Annotated in this window: 17 protein-coding genes; 11 read left to right on the top strand and 6 right to left on the bottom strand. The window is 58.0% G+C overall.

Annotated elements, in window-relative coordinates; genetic code table 11:
- The first annotated feature begins 1 nt into the window (after position 1).
- The 8 genes from mmsB (at position 2) to ACXX83_RS08210 (ending at position 8,466) form a co-directional block, all read left to right on the top strand.
- Positions 2 to 892, top strand: coding sequence for a 3-hydroxyisobutyrate dehydrogenase (gene mmsB, locus ACXX83_RS08245; protein ID WP_458548086.1), 891 nt, complete (start codon positions 2 to 4; stop codon positions 890 to 892).
- A 2-nt stretch (positions 893 to 894) separates the two neighbouring features.
- Positions 895 to 1,983, top strand: coding sequence for an enoyl-CoA hydratase/isomerase family protein (locus ACXX83_RS08240; protein ID WP_458548085.1), 1,089 nt, complete (start codon positions 895 to 897; stop codon positions 1,981 to 1,983).
- An 18-nt stretch (positions 1,984 to 2,001) separates the two neighbouring features.
- Positions 2,002 to 3,153, top strand: a complete 1,152-nt coding sequence (locus tag ACXX83_RS08235; protein WP_126045512.1) for an acyl-CoA dehydrogenase family protein — start codon at positions 2,002 to 2,004, stop codon at positions 3,151 to 3,153.
- A 66-nt stretch (positions 3,154 to 3,219) separates the two neighbouring features.
- Entirely contained in the window at positions 3,220 to 4,848 is a 1,629-nt protein-coding gene (locus ACXX83_RS08230; RefSeq protein ID WP_458548084.1) for a methyl-accepting chemotaxis protein, read from the top strand.
- The gene (locus ACXX83_RS08225) at positions 4,845 to 5,528 is read left to right on the top strand and encodes a TetR/AcrR family transcriptional regulator (protein ID WP_458548083.1); all 684 of its coding nucleotides are present in this window, start codon (positions 4,845 to 4,847) and stop codon (positions 5,526 to 5,528) included. The genes ACXX83_RS08230 and ACXX83_RS08225 overlap by 4 nt, the downstream gene beginning before the upstream one ends.
- 355 nt (positions 5,529 to 5,883) lie before the next feature.
- On the top strand, positions 5,884 to 6,462 hold the full coding sequence (gene gfa, locus ACXX83_RS08220) for an S-(hydroxymethyl)glutathione synthase (RefSeq protein ID WP_217838077.1): 579 nt from the start codon (positions 5,884 to 5,886) through the stop codon (positions 6,460 to 6,462).
- Positions 6,463 to 6,790: 328 nt separating this feature from the next.
- Positions 6,791 to 7,600 carry a glycosyltransferase family 2 protein gene (locus ACXX83_RS08215; RefSeq protein ID WP_458548082.1) on the top strand — a complete coding sequence of 270 codons (810 nt, stop codon included), beginning with the start codon at positions 6,791 to 6,793 and terminating at the stop codon, positions 7,598 to 7,600.
- A gap of 62 nt (positions 7,601 to 7,662) precedes the next feature.
- Entirely contained in the window at positions 7,663 to 8,466 is an 804-nt protein-coding gene (locus ACXX83_RS08210) for a 2OG-Fe(II) oxygenase (protein ID WP_015094749.1), read from the top strand.
- Between the two features lie 366 nt (positions 8,467 to 8,832).
- Here ACXX83_RS08210 and ACXX83_RS08205 read toward each other — a convergent pair whose 3' ends face one another.
- Positions 8,833 to 9,168 carry a hypothetical protein gene (locus tag ACXX83_RS08205; protein WP_458548081.1) on the bottom strand — a complete coding sequence of 112 codons (336 nt, stop codon included), beginning with the start codon at positions 9,166 to 9,168 and terminating at the stop codon, positions 8,833 to 8,835.
- Between the two features lie 206 nt (positions 9,169 to 9,374).
- Positions 9,375 to 10,307, bottom strand: a complete 933-nt coding sequence (locus tag ACXX83_RS08200) for a universal stress protein (RefSeq protein WP_458548080.1) — start codon at positions 10,305 to 10,307, stop codon at positions 9,375 to 9,377.
- A 1,180-nt stretch (positions 10,308 to 11,487) separates the two neighbouring features.
- On the opposite strand from ACXX83_RS08200, the gene ACXX83_RS08195 reads away from it, so the two are divergent.
- Positions 11,488 to 13,035 (top strand): TerC family protein, encoded by a 1,548-nt coding sequence (locus ACXX83_RS08195; protein WP_458548079.1) that lies wholly within the window; start codon positions 11,488 to 11,490, stop codon positions 13,033 to 13,035.
- A 645-nt stretch (positions 13,036 to 13,680) separates the two neighbouring features.
- Complete coding sequence (locus ACXX83_RS08190; RefSeq protein ID WP_015094743.1) at positions 13,681 to 14,655, top strand: TerC family protein; 975 nt, start codon at positions 13,681 to 13,683, stop codon at positions 14,653 to 14,655.
- Positions 14,656 to 14,709: 54 nt separating this feature from the next.
- On the opposite strand, the gene ACXX83_RS08185 is transcribed toward ACXX83_RS08190, so the two are convergent.
- Positions 14,710 to 15,645: a LysR substrate-binding domain-containing protein gene (locus ACXX83_RS08185; protein WP_458548078.1), complete on the bottom strand. Its 936-nt coding sequence runs from the start codon at positions 15,643 to 15,645 to the stop codon at positions 14,710 to 14,712.
- Between the two features lie 90 nt (positions 15,646 to 15,735).
- On the opposite strand from ACXX83_RS08185, the gene ACXX83_RS08180 reads away from it, so the two are divergent.
- Positions 15,736 to 16,686, top strand: coding sequence for a DMT family transporter (locus ACXX83_RS08180; protein WP_217838072.1), 951 nt, complete (start codon positions 15,736 to 15,738; stop codon positions 16,684 to 16,686).
- 47 nt (positions 16,687 to 16,733) lie between these two features.
- On the opposite strand, the gene ACXX83_RS08175 is transcribed toward ACXX83_RS08180, so the two are convergent.
- From ACXX83_RS08175 to ACXX83_RS08165, 3 genes are read right to left on the bottom strand one after another with little or no spacing between them, the layout of a single operon-like run.
- Positions 16,734 to 18,161 (bottom strand): GGDEF domain-containing protein, encoded by a 1,428-nt coding sequence (locus ACXX83_RS08175; RefSeq protein WP_458548077.1) that lies wholly within the window; start codon positions 18,159 to 18,161, stop codon positions 16,734 to 16,736.
- Between the two features lie 23 nt (positions 18,162 to 18,184).
- The gene (locus tag ACXX83_RS08170; protein WP_458548076.1) at positions 18,185 to 19,144 is read right to left on the bottom strand and encodes an alpha/beta fold hydrolase; all 960 of its coding nucleotides are present in this window, start codon (positions 19,142 to 19,144) and stop codon (positions 18,185 to 18,187) included.
- 16 nt (positions 19,145 to 19,160) lie between these two features.
- Complete coding sequence (locus ACXX83_RS08165; protein WP_458548075.1) at positions 19,161 to 20,573, bottom strand: NAD(P)/FAD-dependent oxidoreductase; 1,413 nt, start codon at positions 20,571 to 20,573, stop codon at positions 19,161 to 19,163.
- Positions 20,574 to 20,888: the final 315 nt, after the last annotated feature.

The raw sequence follows: 20,888 nt of genomic DNA, 5'->3' as shown, positions 1-20,888 counted from the left end.
CATGCATATCGGATTTCTCGGCCTCGGCAACATGGGCGGCCCAATGGCCCGCAACCTGCTCAAGGCCGGGCACAGCCTGACCGTCTTCGATCCCTTCCCCCAAGCGGTCGCCGCGCTGATGGAGGCCGGCGCCAGCGCCGCCGACTCACCCGCCGCCGTGGCCAAGGCCAGGGTTGAGGTGATCATCACCATGCTGCCCACCGCCGAGCACGTGAAGCAGGTCTATCGCGGCAAGGATGGCCTGCTGGCCAATATCGGCCCGGGCGTGCTGTTGATCGACAGTTCGACCATCGACCCGCTGAGCACTCGCGAGGTGGCCAAATACGCCCTTGCCCAAGGCAACCCGATGCTCGACGCACCGGTATCCGGCGGCACCGGAGGTGCGGCGGCGGGCACCCTGACCTTTATGGTCGGTGGCCCGGACAGCGTGTTCGACCAGGCCTTGCCGATCCTCTCGGCGATGGGCAAGAACATCGTGCACTGCGGCGCAGCAGGCAACGGCCAAGTGGCCAAGATCGCCAACAACATGCTGCTCGGCATCTCCATGGTCGGCGTCGCCGAAGCCATGGCCCTGGGCGTAGCCCTGGGCATGGACGCCAAGGTCCTGGCCGGAGTGATCAATACCTCCACCGGTCGCTGCTGGAGCTCGGAAATCAACAACCCGTTCCCGGGCGTGCTGGAAAACGCTCCAGCCTCGCGTGGTTACAGCGGCGGCTTTGGCAGCGACCTGATGCTCAAGGACCTGGGCCTGGCCACTGAAGCGGCCAGGCACGCGCGCCAACCGGTCGCGCTCGGTGCCGTAGCCCAGCAGCTGTACCAGACCTTCAGCCTGCAAGGTAACGGCGGCCTGGACTTCTCCGCCATCATCAACCTGTTCCGCCGGGAAGCCTGAACATGAGCGAGCAGCAAGCCCCGGTGCTGGCCAGCGTACGCAACCGTGTCGGCCACCTGACACTGAATCGGCCAAGCGCGTTGAACACCCTGGACCTGCCCATGGTGCGTCTGCTCTGCCGGCACCTGTGGGCGTGGGAGCAGGACCCGGAGATCGTCGCCGTGACCCTTCGCGGCGCCGGTGAAAAGGCCTTCTGCGCCGGTGGCGATATCCGCATGCTGTACGACAGCTACAAGGCCGGCAACAACCTGCATGAGCTGTTCCTCGAGGAGGAGTACGCCCTGGACGAGTACCTGCATGGCTACACCAAGCCAGTGCTGGCACTGCTCGATGGTTTTGTCCTCGGTGGCGGCATGGGCCTGGCCCAGGCCGCCTCGTTGCGGGTGATCACCGAGCGCACGCGGATGGGCATGCCGGAAGTCGGCATCGGCTTTTTCCCCGATGTCGGCGGCAGCTATTTCCTGCCGCGCCTGCCAGGTGAACTGGGAACCTATCTGGGTATCACCGGCTGCCAGGTGCGTGCCGCCGATGCCCTCTATGCGAACCTTGCCGACTACTACCTGCCCAGCGAACGGCTGGCCGAACTGGATGCCTGCCTCGACCACCTGAACTGGACCGCTGCGCCCGTCGAAGACTTGCAGGACCTGCTCGCCGACATGGCCACCGAGCGACTTGCCGGTTCCGAGCTCAAGGCCTGTCGCCAGGCGATCGACGCGTATTTCGCCTTGCCCGATGTCCCGGCCATTCACGCCGCGCTGCAGCGCGAACAACGTCCCGAGCTGCAAGACTGGGCCGAGCAGACAGTGAAGCTGCTCGAAAGCCGCTCGCCATTGGCGATGGCCACGACGCTCGAGTTGTTGCGCCGTGGTCGTTACCTGAGCCTGACCGAGTGCTTCGCCCTTGAGTTGCACCTGGACTACCAGTGGTTCGACAAGGGCGACCTGATGGAGGGTGTGCGCGCCCTGATCATCGACAAGGACAAGTGCCCACGCTGGAACCCGCCAACCCTGACAGAACTGGCACCTGCCCGGGTGCAAGCCTTCTTCAACGACTTTGAACGCGCCTCCGGCAAGCCCGTACGCACCGCCTGATCGGCAGGAGATTTTGCAATGCACGATATCGAATTGACCGAAGAACAACGCATGATCCGCGACATGGCGCGCGACTTCGCCCGCAGCGAAGTCGCGCCGCATGCCCAGGCCTGGGAGAAGGCCGGCTGGATCGATGACGCCGTGGTGGCGCAGATGGGCGAGCTGGGCCTGCTGGGCATGGTCGTACCGGACACCTGGGGCGGCAGCTATACCGACTATGTGGCCTATGCCCTGGCCGTTGAAGAAATCTCGGCCGGTGACGGAGCCCTCGGCGCGCTGATGAGCATCCACAATTCGGTGGGCTGCGGCCCCCTGCTGAAATACGGCACCCCTGCGCAACAGGACAGCTGGCTGCCGCTGCTGGTCAGTGGTCAAGCGATCGGCTGCTTCTGCCTGACCGAGCCACAGGCCGGCTCCGAAGCGCACAACCTGCGTACCCGTGCCGAACTGCGCGACGGTCAGTGGATTCTCAACGGTGCCAAGCAGTTCGTCAGCAACGGGGAGCGGGCCAAGCTGGCCATTGTCTTCGCCGTCACTGATGCGCAACTGGGCAAGAAAGGGCTGTCGGCCTTCCTGGTCCCCACTGACAACGCCGGATTCGTGGTCGACCGACGCGAACACAAGATGGGTATCAAGGCCTCAGATACCTGCGCGGTGACCTTGAACAACTGCACCATTCCCGAAGCCAACCTGCTGGGTGAGCGCGGCAAAGGCCTGGCCATTGCCCTGTCCAACCTCGAAGGCGGTCGTATCGGCATCGCCGCCCAGGCCCTGGGAATCGCCCGCGCCGCCTTCGAGGCTGCCCTGGGCTATGCCCGCGAACGCGTCCAGTTCGGCAAGCCGATCATCGAACACCAAAGCGTGTCCAACCTGCTCGCCGACATGCACACCCGGCTCAACGCCAGCCGCCTGATGGTCCTGCATGCCGCGCGCCTGAAAAGCGCCGGGCAACCGTGCCTGTCCGAAGCCTCCCAGGCCAAGCTGTTCGCCTCGGAAATGGCCGAACGCGTGTGCTCCAGTGCCATGCAGATCCATGGCGGCTACGGCTACCTGGAAGATTACCCGGTGGAGCGCTACTACCGAGACGCACGCATCACCCAGATCTACGAAGGCTCCAGCGAAGTCCAGCGCCTGCTGATCGCCCGCGAACTGAGCCACTACGCACTCTGACCCCCTCGAGCCGGACGCAACTGCCGCCTCCGGCTTTCACCTGCCTTCCCTCTCGCGGAGTTGCCCATGCCCGGCTTGCGCAATATTTCCATTAGCCGACGTCTGTGGCTGATTTTGCTGACATCCATCCTGATGCTGCTGATTCTCGCCGGCCTGATGCTCAAGCAAAGCCATGACGACCTTTATGCGGCCAAGGCGCTGAAAACCCGCCACGTGGTCGAGACCGCCAGCGGCATCCTGCGCCACTTCCAAAGCCTGGAAGGCCAGGGCCTCAGTCGTGAGCAGGCGCAGCAGCAGGCCATCGCAGTCATGCGCGACTTGCGCTACGACGGCGAGGACTACTTCTGGCTCGAAGACCTCGACACGCGAATGGTCATGCACCCCAATGCCAAGCTCGAGGGCAAGCGCATGGCCGGTACTCTCGATCCGGACGGCAAGGCGCTGTTCGACGAAATGGTCGCCACCGCCAAACGCGATGGCGCCGGGCTGGTGCACTACCGCTGGCCCAAGCCGGGTTCCGACGCGCCGGTGGAGAAGGTTTCCTACGTCGAACTGTTCAAGCCCTGGGGCTGGATTGTCGGCTCGGGCATCTACATCGACGACGTGCAGGTCGAGTTCCGCCGCCAGCTGCTCCAGGCTTTCGTCATATTGCTGACGATCACCCTGATGCTCAGTGCGCTGATCCTGTTGATTGCCCGCAGCATCGCCTCGCCACTGGCGCGGGTGGTCGATGCAATGGAGAACATCGCCAGCGGCGAAGCCGATTTGACCCGTAATCTGGATAACCGCTGGCGCGATGAACTGACAGACTTGAGCGGTCATTTCAACGTGTTCACCAACAAGCTCCGTGGCGTGATCAGCCAGTCCATGCAGTCCGCCGACAGTCTGGACCAGGCTTCGAAGTCCCTCGGTGAAATCGCCGCCGATAGCCAGAACCACAGCCAGCAGCAATCGCAGCAGATGGAGCTGGTCGCCACCGCCATCCATGAGGTCTCCTACGCCGTGCAGGAAGTGGCCAGGAACGCCGAGCACGCGGCCAACGAAGTTCGCCAGGCCGAAGAACAGGCACGCCGGGGCCAACACAACATTGACAGCAGCCTGCTCCAGATCGACCAGTTGTCCGATACCATCGGCCAGGCCGTCGAGGTAATCCAGAGCCTGGCCCGGGAAAGCACCCAGATCGGCAGCGTGCTGGAAGTGATCCGCGCCATCGCCGAGCAGACCAACCTGCTCGCGCTGAACGCCGCCATCGAGGCGGCGCGAGCTGGCGAGCAGGGTCGCGGCTTCGCGGTGGTGGCCGACGAAGTGCGCCTGCTGGCACAGCGCACCCAGCAGTCCACCGCGCAAATCCAGGACATGATCGAGCGCCTGCACGGCAACTCGGAAGCTGCTGTGGATGTCATCAATGCCAGCAGCCAGGCCGCTCGACAAACCGTGGAACAGGCCCACCAAACGGCTGAAAGCCTGCACCAGGTACTCGGCGCGCTGCGCAATGTCACTGAACTGAACGCCTCAATCGCCAGCGCCACGCTGGAGCAGTCACACGTGGTCGAAGACATCAACCAGAATGTGACCCGAGCAGCCTCTCTGGCCCACGAAAACGCCCAGGCAGCAGACCGGTCCAACGCGGCGAGCCAGGAGCTGGGCCAACTGGCGGGTCAGCTCAATCGGCTGTTGGGGCAGTTTCGCGTATGAGGTGGATGAGCAACATGCAGCCCTCCAAATCCCTTTTTGCCGTACCTGTCGACGAAGAGCGCAACACGCGCTACCTGGAAACTCGGCACAAGGCAGTCGAGCTGTTCGCCAGGCATGGTTTCAGCCGGGTCAGCATGCGCGACCTGGCCACTTGCCTGGGGATCACGGCCGGCTCCATCTATAACCACATCGATAGCAAAGAGGCATTGCTGTTTGAACTGATTGAGGAGCTCTACGAAGCGTTGCTTGATGGCGCCCGCCTGGTGACCCGGCGCAAATCCGCCCCCACTGCCCGACTGCACGGCCTGCTTGAGGCGCACCTGCGGCTCCACGAGCGCATGGCCGCGCATTTTCGCCTGGCTGAGTACGACCTCCATTGCTTGAGCTGCGAACAGCAGGCCTCGATCCTGACCCTGCGCGGGCGCTACGAAGAGCACCTGGTGGAGGCCATAGAGCAACTCACCGGTAAACCGGCTGGCACCACCCTGCGCGCGACCATGACCGGCATCGTTTCCCTGCTCAATCAACTGCCGGCCTGGGTCGGGAAGCCCCAGGCCGGCATTGGAGCACGCCGCAAGCTGCTGCATGAGATGGTGATGAGTACGCTGCAGGGTGCATTGCGTGCAACTCAGGCCGCAGACCTTGCGCACCAGGAAAAACCACCGCTCCAGCGCTTATGAAGCATGCAGTGGCCAAGCGAAGCCTTGGCCATCTGCCCTACGACCTTGCAGCGACGGCATCCCTGTCGATCAGCCTGTGAACCGAACCAGAGCTGCCAAAAAACTGTTCTGGAAACACGGCGCACTCGGCCAAAAAACAAGACCGCGCGCTATTTGAAACCTTGCGGCTGCGGTGAGGTAACCCTGGCCGCGCTCAAGGCGTCATCGCAGACTATTCTTGATCAGGGTAACCAACCGGTAGCACCGAAGGAGGTCACTCGTTTATGCACTGTGTCCTTTTCAAAACCCGATGATCCAACGGTCTGGGGCACCGCCCCAGGCACCTTTGCCTGCCCCCTGAAACGGAGACGCCAGCATGAGCACCTTGCAACTTCACCCTGCGCTGGACAATGGTATCCAACCCGCAGCCGCGAATTTCACAGGCGGCACCCTGCAATGCCTGTGTGCGACCGACAAGGTCGAGGTGAGGATCGACGCACAAACCCTGCATAACCACGCATGCGGCTGCAGCAAATGCTGGAAACCACAAAACGCGATATTCGCTGTCATCGCCGTGGTGCCTCGAGATAAGGTCAGCGTCATTGCCCACGGCGAAAAACTGGAGATTGTCGACGCAGCCGCCACCATCCAGCGCCACGCCTGCAAGCAGTGTCACGCCCATCTCTTCGGGCGCATCGAGAACAAGGACCATGCGTTTTATGGCCTGGACTTCGTCCACACCGAGCTTTCGCCACAGAGTGGATGGGCGGCGCCAGGATTCGCGGCGTTCGTGTCCTCCATCATCGAAACCGGCACACCGCCAGGGCAAATGAAGGCGATCCGCGAGCGCTTGCGCTCGATCGGCCTGGAACCCTACGACTGCCTGTCCCCGGACTTGATGGATGCACTGGCCACCCATGTCGCCAAACAGAAAGGCCTGCTGCCCACCGCCTGATTGATTGGTCGCCGCGGTTTCTTTTCCGGACCGCGGCTCCGATTCACCTTGAGATTGAATCCCCCCCCCCGGAGGCTCATCTGACCCGCCGTCCGATGTAACGAACTATTTCGTGGATATTTACCTATAGAGTGGATCCTTATACGATGAGGCCCAAATCCACTGCTCTCCATCAGGCGCGAGCAAGCCATGTAAATTTAGTGCATGACAAAGCGACTTAAAGATCGAGCTTATAGATACGAAAAACCTTGCGCGGGCAAATACGCGAAACCGGATATGGACTCAGTCGCCCCCACATATAAATACAATATCATTGAGCACCCGAACAATGAACAGTACTAGCCCTCCGACTGATTTCCCCAATAACTTCAGCATCGTCATCGTGAATTACAAAACACCGGAAATCACCAAGATATGCTTAGAGTTATTGCACCAGCACGTGGGTGACAAGAACGTCCCAGTCTGGGTGGTTGACAACTACTCGGCCGATGAAAGCACTCAATATTTGCGAACACTTGACTGGATCAATTTAATCGAACGATCTGTTTCCGAACCAGAAGCAGGCCATATCGCGCACGGCAAGGCACTCGACATGGTTTTGGAGCGAGTCGACACCGATTATTTAATCCTGATGCATACCGATACGTTTGTTTTCGATAAAAATATTTTTCCGATGATACTGAACAAGTGCATCAATAATAAAAAAGTCGTAGCCGTCGGGTGTGTAGAGCAATTAAATCGTGGCACCGCGAGAACGCTTTGGCGCTTTAGCTCGCGACTGTTCAAACATCACTACAGACGCCTTAGAATCTCCATGGGCTTACGCTCCAGAGAACCAAAACCATACAGAGAAGTTTACTTGAAGAGCTTCTTTACATTGTGGAACTGCAAACTAGTCAAACAGCACGGCATGCACTTTTCGATGGATGATCGCGTTCCTGGATATACCCTTCAAGACCAGATGACCGAGCTTGGTTATGTCGTTGAAACTTTATCGCCACGTAAAATCTTCAGCTATCTTGATCATATCCAGGCGGGCACTGTCGCAGCGACTGGCGGCTATGGAAAGACTCATAGACGAACCAAAATGTACAATAATATACTTAAACGCCTGAACAAGGGTGACGGCAAGGCTTAAGCTACGCCTACACGTATGAGCCAGTCACCCACGGGTCGTTATATCAAGTTATCGGAGCAATAATGGCAGTCATCACTCAGGCACTACCCATCACCCTCTCACCGGAGCTTGATTTCGACCAGAACGACGCCAGCGCCTTTGGTGAGTCATTGACCAGCCAATATGTTCAGGCTACGCCATTTCCGCACATAGTCATCGACAACTTCCTGCACGAAGACCTGATTGCAAGCATTTGCTCGAATTTCCCGGTCGAGCCAACCAACAACGAAATGCTCTACGAGCGCGGTTATAAAGGGCAACGAAAACGTCAAATCAGTCCCAACGAATGCTCGCCGTTTTTAAAGACCGTTTTCAATGCTTTCAATTCGGCACCCATGTTGCAGTTTCTAGAAAAGTTAACAGGCATCGAAGGCTTGATACCTGACCCCTACTTCACCGGTGGCGGCTTGCATGAAACGAAAAGCGGAGGCTTCCTGGGGGTACACTCGGACTTCAGGCTCAACAAAAAGCTTAATGTCGAGCGCAGACTGAATATCATTATTTATCTGAACGAAGACTGGAAAGACGAGTATGGAGGCAACCTGGAACTTTGGGATGTCAAGATGAAAACCTGTCTTAAAAAGGTCTTGCCCATTTACAATCGCTGCGTCATTTTCAATACAGACAAAGACAGCAATCATGGGCACCCGGAGCCTTTAACGACCCCAGAGCACATCACTCGCAGGTCTATAGCGCTTTATTACTACACCGCAGGCACCTTGGCGATCGATCCTGCGCAAAGAAACAAAACCCACTACAAACCAAGACCCAAAGATCGTTTCAGTCTCAAGTATTACATGAACAAATTAATCAAGAAGAAAAACTAAGCCATACCGCCAGACGATCGAGCTCGTGCTTTTCAGGCTTTAGCTCGGCGCCCGGTCGCGACCAGATCCTTCGAGCATCAGCACCTTTTGCACGGTCGCGCGCCGGCAAGCCGATAACCTCTGGATCACTCCTGCTGCAAGGGTAACGGAACGGAAACGCGAACGAGGGTGTCAGCTGTTTAGACACCCCTGTTTCTTCCCTCAACCCAAATGAAGCGGTGAAGTCATGAACAACATCATCTACCTCGTTGGCGCCGTCGTGATCATCCTGTTTATCCTGTCGTTTGTCGGCTTGGTCTGAATCAGACTGCCAGATGCCAAAGGTAAAAAAGCCCGCTCAAAGCGCGGGCTTCGTAATCGGCTTTTTTATGGCGCGTGGCTCAAACTCTTGCGGAAATCGTCCTCCAGCTTTCGACAAACCTCTGCGATTATGCTTTTTCCGACTGCCGGGCCGAAGTAGCTGTCTACTTCCTCGCGGCACCGTTCGGCGGCATCATGGGCCTGCATGCTTTCCTTGTCTTGCGATGTATTGCTGACATAAAAGCCGACTGCCAGGCACAAGGTGATTGCGATAGTGATGTCGACGACGATCTTGCCGACCCGGCCAATTTTCTTTTCTGACGGTATTGGCCACCCGGGCGGGATTCGTATTTTTTGCCTGAGGTCAGATTGGCAGTGTTTACATAAAATGGCTTCAGCCATGATGACTTCCGCGCAATAGGGACAGCTCTTTTTTCCAGCCTCCACAGATGAAACTCCTTTTTCAAAACCAGATTCTATCCTGAACAGCTCTCAGGTTCTTCGTCCTGCGATAGATCAGCGATGCCTTGGTTCGCCGTGGTGTGTGAGTACCGCACACGGTTGGGTCAAGGCCAATGGCTGTCACCCGCACTTTAGTTGACTAACGCCTAATTGTGTGGCCGATGGTTATGGTGGTTATAGGGCCAGGAGGAGACCGCAGTATCTGCCGATGTACTTGCTGATGGGGCGGCCAACTCCTCCAGATGGGTAATGATGTCGTCCGGTTTGAGCACAAGTACGTCACTGTCCAGGGTGTCCAGAATCATCTCGGCGGTATTGCCGATCAACGCGCCGGACAGGCCGGTACGGGCCACACTGCCGATCACCGTGAGCACGGCTTCGAGCTTGTGCGCGACGTACGGGATCAGCACATCGGCAGAACCTTCCTCGATATGCAGGCGTTCGTCGCTGACGTCGAATTCGGCCTGGAATGTCTTGCACAGGTCGCGATAGAGAGCCTGAATGCTCTCTTTGAGTTGGAGTACGGGGTCGGCCGCCGACAGCATGGGATAGGGGTGGGCGCTCATCATGTGCAGAGTGCCGCCAGCCAGTGCGGCGATGTCATAGCCGTGGCTGACTATGCCGGAATGCAGGACGCGATGCTCCATATCACTGCTGCCAGCATCAATGGCCGCGAGAATGGTGCCACCGGTCCAGGGCCTCGGGGTTTTTACTATAAGCACCGGGCAGGGGCAGTATCGCAGTAGCTTCCAGTCCTCGGGGGTGAGAAGGGCTTTCATCAGCGGGGTGTCGGGCAGGTGCTGTTTGATCACCAGGCCACAGCCCTCCGCCCGTTGGGCGGCGATGATGGTCTTGTGTGAACTCCCATGCCAGGCCTGCTGGGCGCTGACGCTGTAACCCTCCTGTGCCAAGCCTTCATGCATGTCGATCAGGTAAGAGGAATGGTGTTGTCCCTTGTCGCAGGCCAGCAGATGCAGGTGGGACCGGGTGGCGCTGGCAATCATTTTGGCTCTGTTCAGGATCAGGTCCTTGGACTGCTTCGAATCCACCACCACCAAGGTGTTGCGAATGGTGTGCATGAGCGTCTTCCTGTGCGTGAGTACAGTTTTTGTGTGGGGAGGCGCTCTTGGCCTATGCCCCTTCGGCGGGTTGTACGCGTTACTGGCCAACCCTTGCCCGCCCGTCAACCGGAATCTCACTTACCGACATCATGCACGCGACAGCTAAAATCGAATTCTGCCAGCTCAGTCCGATTGTTAACGCTTGAATCGACCTGGCTTTAATTACCGGTACGGGTGCTGATCGCTCATGCAACTGCGCAAGCTGACTCCACAGCGCTGGCACTGTTGCTCCATTGCATCTATATTGAGTTGTAACGCGGCCGGTACACTTGATGCCGGATGAACTGCGTTACTTCTTGCTGGTTGCGCTGCTGGCAAAGAAAGCGCGTGAGCGTCTGCCGCTTTCAATGTCGTACCTGCCTGCGCCTATCCGCCTGCGCTAATTATTACGCTCAGGTGGATACCCCCGACCTTGGTGGAATAAATCGAGTTGCTCTCTTGCGGGCATTTTCTGCGCGCTCAATTCAGTGGCTAAGTATGGTGGCTATTCTGCTTAAAGCTTAGGTAGTTGGTCGACTGAGTTAGTTGATTTTCACCTAAGGAATCTCTGTACAAACCCCATTCGATCTGATGAAAAAGCACCGCTCTTCCTCAGGCTCAGGGTAACCGTCCGGCCAACTCATCTTCCTGACGCCGATTATTGAAGTGATGGGCCAGGAAGATGTGTTGGCCGAATGGTGTTACGAGTTCCTGGAGGACAAATTCGATGCACAGCCATACCCAACATCCACTGCCACTCTGTCAAATTTTGTAATAACTCGTCTTGTATGAGGTGTCCCGAAACATTGTAGGATTTCATCCCCAATTTTTTTCAGGTCTATATGAGCACCCTCCTGGAGCCTCCCAGTAGCTTTTTTCAATCCACACCTTGTATCAGTTCGTTCTCCGCTATCAGGCGTAGAACTCGTTTTTCAAGATCGCTTAATCTCGAAATCTCGTCTGTAGATTTCTCGGCGATTACCTTCCCCAAGACGAACGGTGTCATCTCCAAAGCTTTACCTCCTTGCATACGCTTGGGGAAGCCTTTCTCTCTTGTGCCTTTTGCCCTGAACATCAATTCCGCTCCGCCGAGCAGGAGTCCGTGTTTTCGTGCAATTTACTCATTCGCCCTGACTCTTCGAGAGATTGAATAATCCCTATGGAATGGATTGCTGACCCCACGGCATGGCTTGGCCTGCTGACCCTGATCGTGCTGGAGCTGGTACTCGGCATCGATAACCTTGTATTCATTGCCATCCTGGCTGACAAGCTGCCGCCAGAGCAGCGAGATCGTGCGCGTGTCATCGGCCTATCCCTTGCGTTGTTGATGCGTCTTGGCTTGCTGGCCAGCATCTCCTGGATGGTCACCCTTACCGAACCTTTGTTCGAGGTCTTTGACAAGACGTTCTCGGGCCGAGACTTGATCATGCTGTTCGGTGGTGTGTTCCTGTTGTTCAAGGCAACCATGGAATTGCATGAGCGACTCGAAGGACATGTGACAGAACGTTCAGGTAATGCGGCCTATGCGATGTTCTGGCCTATCGTTGCGCAGATTGTGGTGCTGGATGCAGTCTTCTCGCTGGACGCTGTGATCACTGCAGTGGGCATGGTGGAACACCTGTCGGTCATGATGATCGCTGTGATTTTTTCCATTGGTCTGATGATCATCGCAAGTAAGCCGCTGACTAACTTCGTCAACGGGCACCCAACCGTCATCATGCTCTGCCTGGGCTTTTTGATGATGATCGGCTTCAGCCTCACCGCTGAGGGCCTGGGCTTCCACATTCCGAAAGGCTATCTGTACGCGGCGATTGGTTTCTCGATCCTGATCGAACTGTTCAACCAGTTGGCTCGCTCACGTCGCAAGAAGAGCCTGCATGGTCTTCGCCCCATGCGTGAGCGTACCGCGCATGCCGTGATGCGTTTGCTGGGTGGTCACAAGTTGGGGGCAGATGAAGTCGGCGAGGAAATCGCTGATATGCTGTCAGGCGCAGATGCCGATCAGGTTTTCCACCGACGGGAACGCGTCATGATCAGTGGTGTGCTTCAGTTAGCGGAACGCCCGATACGTGGTGTTATGACCCCCCGTGCAGAAATCGACCACATTGACTTGGCCGACTCTCCAGAAGAAATCCGCACAAGGCTGATGCACTCGTCGTACTCCAGGTTGCCGTTGATCCGGGAGGGACGCGTTGATGAGCCGTTGGGGTTCATCCACAAGAAGGAGTTGCTCAAAGAGCTGTTGGCAGGTAACCAGCCCAATCTGGAAGCCATGGCCCGCAAGGCATTCAACTTGCTGGACAGTTTCACGATCCTGAACGCGCTGGAACAGATGCGTAAGGAATCGACCCACATCGCTTTTGTGGTGAACGAGTTCGGTGACTTCATTGGTCTTCTCACCATGACCGACATTCTGGAATCTATTGCAGGTGAACTGCCGGATGCCAGTGAAATCGAAGGCCCGAACATCGTTGCCGAGGATGGAGGTTTCCTCGTCAGCGGTGCACTGAATCTCAGCCAGATTCGCGAACACACCGGTTTCCAGGCGAAAGCGACCGATGACTACCAAACGCTCGCAGGGTTGGTCATGAGCTTGCTGGATCGCTTGCCTATCATTGGAGACAAGCTCAATTGGCAGGAGTGGAGCATGACCGTTGTCGAGGTTGAAGAGCGCAGAGTGACGAGGGTGCTGTTACGTAAAGAGTGAGAATAGAAAACAAGGCCGCATTTGCGGCCTTGTCTGTTTTCAGGGTATTACTCGTGCGAATGTCCGTGAACAGCGCTCTTGGTGCAGCTTCTTTTTCGCCGCCGCTGCATGCGGTCACTAGGGGGATGGCGTGTTGGACAGAGCGCAATTGGCGCCGAGCCAGTAACCTCTGCTGGCTGAACTCCTGAATACTCGGTAATCGATGGTCTTAAGCGTGTCTTCAGAGACCGCCCCAGGGCAGCTAAAGTCAGCAGTTTGGGTCAAAAACCGCAATAGCACCGACAGATGTACGGCTGTTCTGCGGCGCGCCCCATGCCACCCGCCTTGGCCACGGAGCAGAAACTAATGCCATTGCCGGTAGTTGAGCATCCGAATCAAATACTTCGTAAAAAACGAACAATTCAAAACGAATAAACGATTTTTATTGATGCAACATGCCCCTTAGCATGACCTCTTGCAGCATATTGCTGCGCCATGCGGAGACAGTCATGCAGATGGCCATTCAACGCCGCGGTTTCGAGCTAACCGAGGTTTTGCACGGTTACCTCAAACCGCCTGGCCTACAACTCAAGTCACGGCGCCGCCCGCATTGGGGCGGGTGACCGTGCGGCGCCACATGAATATCGACCAACCCTGGATACTTAAATGACCGCCATCAGCGTCGGCCAATCCTGGATGTGGGCCGCCTTCATCGGGTTCGTCCTCGCCATGCTGGCGCTGGATCTTTTCGTCTTCGGCGGTCGAAAGGCGCATCGTGTTTCGGTACGCGAGGCGCTGGCCTGGGTCATCGCCTGGACCAGTTTGGCGTTGGTCTTCTCCATACTGCTCTGGTGGTATCTGCGCAGCATGTTCGGCGCCGAAGTGGCCCAGCGTACAACGCTCGAATTCCTGACGGGTTACCTGATCGAACAGTCGCTGTCGATCGACAACATGTTCGTTTTCGTGATGATCTTCGGCTATTTTGCCGTGCCGCCAGAGTTGCAGCGCCGTGTCCTGCTCTATGGCGTGCTCGGCGCCATCATCATGCGCGCCATTATGATTTTCGCCGGTGTCTGGCTGGTGCAGGAGTTTGCCTGGCTGCTCTATGTCTTTGGCGCTTTCCTCGTCATCACCGGCATCAAGATGCTGATCTTCGCCAACCAGCAGCCAGACCTCGAAAAAAACCCTTTGCTGTGCTGGCTGCGTAGCCATCTTCGCATCACCGACGGTTTTCACGGCGAGCACTTCTTCGTGCGCCAGAAAGGCCTGCGCTGGGCGACGCCGATGTTCCTGGTGCTGGTACTGATCGAGGCCAGCGACCTGGTATTCGCAGTCGACAGCATCCCGGCTATCTTCGCCGTCACCACCGACCCCTTCATCGTGTTCACCTCCAACATTTTCGCCATCATGGGCATGCGCGCACTGTATTTTCTACTGGCCGACATGGCTGACCGCTTTCACTTGCTCAAATATGGTCTGGCCATCGTACTGGTGTTCATCGGCGGCAAAATGCTCGTCGCGCCGTGGTGGCACATGCCGATCCAATGGTCGCTGAGCACAGTCGGCGGCATCATCTTGATTTCGGTACTGTTGAGCCTGACTTTGACGAAGAGCAAGGCACGGGTTACGAAAGAACAATGATGAATTTGAGAAAAGAACGGGCAATGACGGCACCGACGCTAGCCGCCTTGCTCATCAGTCGCCCATCGACCCCAGAAGCCACTGGCGAAATATCTCGGCAGAGGCAGAACGCTTGCGATGCTTGAGCGATACCAGGAACTCGCCATTGCCCGTCACGCATTCAAAAGGCGTAACCCGCTGCAATTCTCCCTTGGCCAGTGCCTCATCCGCCATGAACGACCATGCCAGGCCGATGCCCATGCCTTGTTGAACGGCCCGATACGCCAACGTCAGTTGGTTGAAGACCGGGGCTTTGTCCCGCGCGACGAAGTCGATACCAAAGTGGCCGAACCATTGATGCCAGTCCAGGCACTGCCAGGCGCAGGTGTCGATCTGCACCAGGTTGGCTTGCGCCAATTGTTCCAGTGTCTCAACCCCCGAGACATCCAGTGAAGGATGAGCCACGGCATAGACGATTTCCGGCAGCAGGAAATCGCTGTCAAGCGAGGGCCATTGGCCGCAACCATAGAGTACGCCCACGTCGAAATCATTGAGGCTGGCCTCATCGAACTCATTCATCGCGTGAACGTGCACGGCGATGTCGGGGTAAGTCTTGTTGAATTCGATCAGTTTCGGGAACAGCCAGAATTGGGCCAGGGCATGGGTCGCCAGCACCGAGACGGCGTTGGACTGATGAACGTTGCGAATTCGCGTGACGCTTTGGTACATCGTGGTGAGGAGCACGTTGACCGTCATCAGCAGTTCATCCCCTGCGCTGGTCAACTTGACTCCTCGTGGCTTGCGCTCGAAGAGCGGGACGCCCATGCAGTCCTCAAGCTGGCGCATCTGTTTGCTCACGGCGCTCTGGGTCAGAAACAATTCGCCGGCGGCGCCCGTGAAGCTGGCGTGTCGTCCCACGGCCTCGAACGTGATCAGAGTCTCCAATGGGGGCAAGGTACGCAGATAACGGTTAATGACGGTTCTCCGGGACTGGCGATTGCTGCAAGACATTCCCCTGCGGAATGGGTGACCAACTTTATATCGCAGGTGGCGCTTATCTGCCATGGCTAGAATGCGGCTAAACAGCCTGCCAGAGCCGAGATGATGAACAGTGGAGTTGTATTTGCGATATTGGCGGGTGCCATCTGGGGTGGCGTGATTATCGGCCCTTCGTTGCTGCCGGAATTCAATGCCGTGCTGATCAGCAGTGTACGGTTTGCCCTGTATGGGATGATCTCGCTTCTCGTGGCCTTGCCCATCGCGTCTCGCCTGCTGTCGCGTTTGACGCGCAACGATGCCTGGATGCTGTTGCGTCTGTCACTGACCGGAAATATCCTGAACTACGCGCTCCTGGGCGCTTCCGTACAGCTGAGCGGGGTGACCGCGGCCGCCCTTATCAACGGCATGATGCCGCTCGCCATCACCTTTCTGGGGCGTAGCGATGCAGGGTCCCTGCCCCTGACCAGGCTCAAGCTCCCCCTGCTGCTGGTATTCCTGGGCATCGTATCGGTCAGCCTGGAACATACGGGTGCGCAGGCGGCGAGCACCTCGCTGCCTTCCCGGTTGCTGGGCCTGGCCTGTGGGTTCAGTGCTGTGGCCTGCTGGTCGTGGTACGCCACCCACAACGCCCGGTACCTCAAGCAAAGCCATTTCAACAGCAGCGAATGGTCGACGCTGACAGGCATCGTGACGGGCATCGTGGCGATCGTGTTCGGCATCGCGGCCTTGATGCTGTTCCCGAACCTGGTGCCCTCTGAGGTTGAAAGCAGCCGCTGGACGACTTTCCTGTGGGTTTGCCTGTTCCTGGCGCTCTGTGGTTCATGGCTGGCCAATGGGCTCTGGAATGCTTGCTCGCGCCGCATGCCCGCGTCGTTGAGCGGCCAGATGATCGTGTTCGAAACGCTGTTTGCCTGCGTATACGGTTTTCTGTTCAGCCAGCGAATGCCTGGCTTGATGGAAGTGGTCTCGATCGTGCTGCTGGTGAGCGGGGTCGTATGGGCGGCGAAACGTCATCGGATAATGCCGGTGAAACAGGCGCAACCCTGCGAATGACAGTCAATACTGTGGCGCAAACGCTTTCGGCGACTTCAAGACGACGCTCAGGGCAGAGGTTGGAGGCTGGTTTTGAAGGCAGTGACCACACGGTTACGGCCTTGGTGTTTAGCGTGATACAGGCGTTGATCGGCTGTACGCAGAATGGCCTCGATGGTGTCGCCATCGCGACCGGATTGCGATACGCCGATGCTCACTGTGACCACGGTTGACCGCTGCAGGCCATGAAAAGAACTATTGGCCACGGTGCTTCGCAGACGCTCGGCGATTTCATGCGCGCCTTCAAGTGAAGTCTGAGGCAGCAGTATCATGAATTCCTCTCCGCCCACTCGGGCCACGCCGTCATACGGCCGGATCGAATCGAGGCATTTCTCCACGAAACTCTTCAGGATGTCATCGCCAACCTGATGCCCGAAGCGATCGTTGATGGACTTGAAATTATCCAGATCCAGTGCCAACACGGAGAATGGCGCATCGCCGCGTTTGGTCCGGCCAATTTCGCCTTCGACCCGCTCCATGAATCGACGCCGATTATCAGCGCCTGTCAGTGGATCGGTCGCCGCAAGGTGCCCGAGTTCCTGATTGGTGCGCTGGAGTTCCTGCAGGGCGTTCTCGGCATACGCCATCGCTTCGGCAAGGCGCACCATCAACTCCTCCTGGCTGTAGATCCTGGAAAACGACCGCGTGGTGAGGAACGCTTGCACCACCCCATAGCTCAACATGAAGAATCCACCGGCGAAGATCGCGTGAGCGAGCCACCACATATGGTTCCACGGACGCGCAAGGATGAAGGCAAGGGAGGACAGCGCGAACGCGGTGACCGAGATGATGAAAATGGTCATCAGCGGCGAACGGATACGGCGCAGCAGGAGAATTGTCACGGTCAATATGGAAAGAACGAGGGCGCCCCCCTCCATCGAGAGGCGCACCGCGAGATTGCCGGCGATCGGCGAATTCGCGACGTACGCCACTGCCACGTCAACCAGCAGGAACAGTCCTATCCAGGTCAACCAAGGGCGGGCCGTCATTCGTTGGTCCGCGGCATCTGGTGGGCGGTGGTACGACAGCATTGCGACTAACAGCAAAACCGACATGACCAGTCGAGAGGCCGGTCCATAAAGCAGGAAGAGCCAGATATTGTGGTGCGCAAGCCCGGTGAACGCACCATGCAACGCGTAGATCACTACAAAGCCGAGAAATCCAAGCGTCATCCATCGCAGCAGCGGCTCTCCCGATGACTGATAGCAGCGCCACGTTACGTAAGTAACAAACAGGCCTGCCAGGGTGGCTGCCGTGATCGCAATGATATGGAACAGGTGATTCTCGAATAAAAGCGTGGAGTCCTGAAAATAGTGCAAATAACCAATCAGATAGGCCGGAACAAGCGCAAATCCTGCGAGCAGCAAGCAGGCGTAAACCTTGACCATGAGGCGAACGGCTTCAGGTGGCTCGTCGGTGGCAATGAAGTTGCTCATGGGTCCCTCCAGTTTTGATCCATTCAGAGTTTTTTCAGGAAGCCCAGTAGCAGCTCATTGACCTCTGTCGCGCGCTCTTGCTGTATCCAGTGGCCGGCACCTTCGAGGATATGACAACCGCGCAGTTGCGGCAGTGTCTGCGCGAAAGCTTCGATCTGCCGCGGGGAACCGGGAAACTTCAGCACGCCGTCGCGACTGCCGGCAATGAACATCGACGGCTGCAGGATTTTGCAACCGCGCCAGGGTGCCAGCAGCGCCCATGAGCGCGTCATGTTGCGGTACCAGTTCAAGCCACCGCGAAATCCGCTGCGGGTGAATTCACGGGTGTAGCAGGCAATATCCTCCAGGCTTAGCCAGGCTGGCAGGGTTTCGGGCTCGATCATCGCGCCCAGGAAGCCCTGATCCGGCTGCAGCCGCCCGAACACCGGCCAATCGGGTCCGTCCCCCGAACCACTGAAGTAGATGCGCCGGATCGACGATTCGACGTCCCTTTCCAGCTCGGCCTCGGCCACACCCGGCGTCTGGAAATACTGGATGTAGAAGTCGTTGATACCCCGCGAGGCCAGCGCGCTGAGGAGTTCCACGCGCGCCGGTGGCGAGAAGGGAACGCTCATGCCGACCACGGCGCGGAACAGATCGGGTCGCATCATTGCTGCGCTCCAGGCCACCTGCGCGCCCCAGTCATGACCGACGATCACGGCTTGCTGTTCGCCGAGTGCGTTGACCAACTCGACCATGTCGCCTACCAGGTGGAGCGTGGTGTAGGCGTCGGGTTCGGCCGGCGCATCTGTGCCGCCATAGCCGCGCATGTCGGGTGCTACCGCCCTGTAGCCGGCGGCCGCCAGCGCAGCGAGCTGGTTGCGCCACGAGTACCACAGCTCCGGAAAACCATGGCAGAGCAAGACCAGCGGGCCGCTACCTTGCGTGGCTATCTGCATGCGGATGCCATTGATGTCGAGCAGTTCCAGGTGTGGCTCGTTCATGTGCGCTTCCTGCGATTCAATCGATGGCCCCCAGCAACCGTGGCAAGCTCGCCAGAGCCTGCTGCCTGCTGACAGAGAGCCGATGCAGCTGTGCGAGTTTCTCGGTGTCGGTTTCCGTAAGGCCCCTGACCACCGCGGTCATGAAGAACAAACGCGACTGCCTGATCCAGCGGGCCAAACCTTCATGCTCTCCCCAGCGTAGCTGGTTACCCAGGTAGACCGCCCAGATTCTGATCCAGTCCGTGGGGACGTGAGGCGGCGGGACCATCATGCACAGCGCGTTCATTTGCGCTTGATCGACCAGGTGGCTTTCCACATAGGCGATCAAGGCCGCGCTGAACACGGGTTGGCAGCTGCTGACCATCAACAGGTTGATCTTGCCGCCGTCGAACACCTTCATTTCAGGCAGTCTCGGGATGGCACTGGCGCTGCAATCAATGTGCAGAGCATGTGGGCTTGTGGCGATGCTGCCCTGCTCGAGCACGATGCGTGTTGGCTCGATAACGCGCACCCTCCCCTGGCGCACGACGTTGTCGATGCGTCGCAGCTCACGCAGTTCCGCCTGTGTGACGGTGGCGCAGCGGTAAGCAGTGGGTTCGACGGACTTGTCCAGGCGCAGGAGCTGGCCTGTCGCCTCAAGCCTTAAGAACAGGTCCGGGATCGAGTCCGCGGCGGCGATAGCCTCGAACTGTGCCGTGAGACCGCCGATTGTTCGTTCGAAGCCGTCGAGGCCGGGTTGCAAGTTGGCCCGGTCGATCAACCACGGATCGTTCGGCATGATCCAGCAGATTTTTTCGGGCGCAACACCGTTTTGCAGCAACCACAGGCAAGCGTCGATCCCTGTCTTGCCCGCCCCCACCACTACGTAGCTGGAGTATGGGTGGCGGATTTTCGGCAAGTCGTTCAGTGGCACGCATTGCACGCCGGGTTCCACCCTGTACCTGGGCGGGTGGGTCGAGGGCACTGCTGTCTGGGCATGGGTGGCGTCCACTACCTTTTTGTGCACCCGCACCTGATGGTCTGCGCCGCTGACGAGCGAGGTAAACCGGTGGTCGTCAATCCGGTCGCCGGTGTAGTTGCACATGGGGAAGTAACGGACCCGACCTGATGGCAGGAACTGCTGATTCATCACCTGATCGAAGTAGCTCACCACCTCCGCGCCGGAGGCTAGCTCATACAAGCCCTCGTTCAGTGCCGTCGTATCTTTCGTTCCGCTACCCAGTTCCCGTGAGTTGACGCCATAGAAGGCCGAGGGCTGGTGCAACCGTACAAAGGGGTAGGCATCATTCCAGTGCCCGCCAGCTCGTTCGTGTCGGTCCACCATCACGATGCGTGCATTCGTTTCCTTGAGTAGCGTATCGACGAAGGCCATGGCCGTCGCGCCAGCACCGATGACCAGGTAATCGGTTTCGATCGGATTTTCGTCCATATGGCTGCACCGCCCTGAAGGTTGCCCCCTTAACCTCCGTAGATTAGCCACCTATGCCGCGCTCAATAGAACGAATGCTGCTCACCTCCATAACCAATGGATTAATGGCTGCAGCCCGCGCGCCAGACGGACACCCCGTCAACCGAAGGGCATCGATTGTGGTGATCACCGGTCGAATCCATAGCCCATTGCTGCCTGTCACAAAGGACTCGGTCGACTGGCTTGAAGGCACTGATTCACCCTGCGTAAAAATCCGTCATGACATGTTATGACCTCCCTGAAAAACGGACTTTAACCAGCAAATTCAGGGGTTTT

Source organism: Pseudomonas sp. GNP012 (assembly GCF_054343835.1).
Note: the sequence above shows the minus strand (reverse complement) of the source record. Positions and strands in the feature narration are given on the sequence as shown.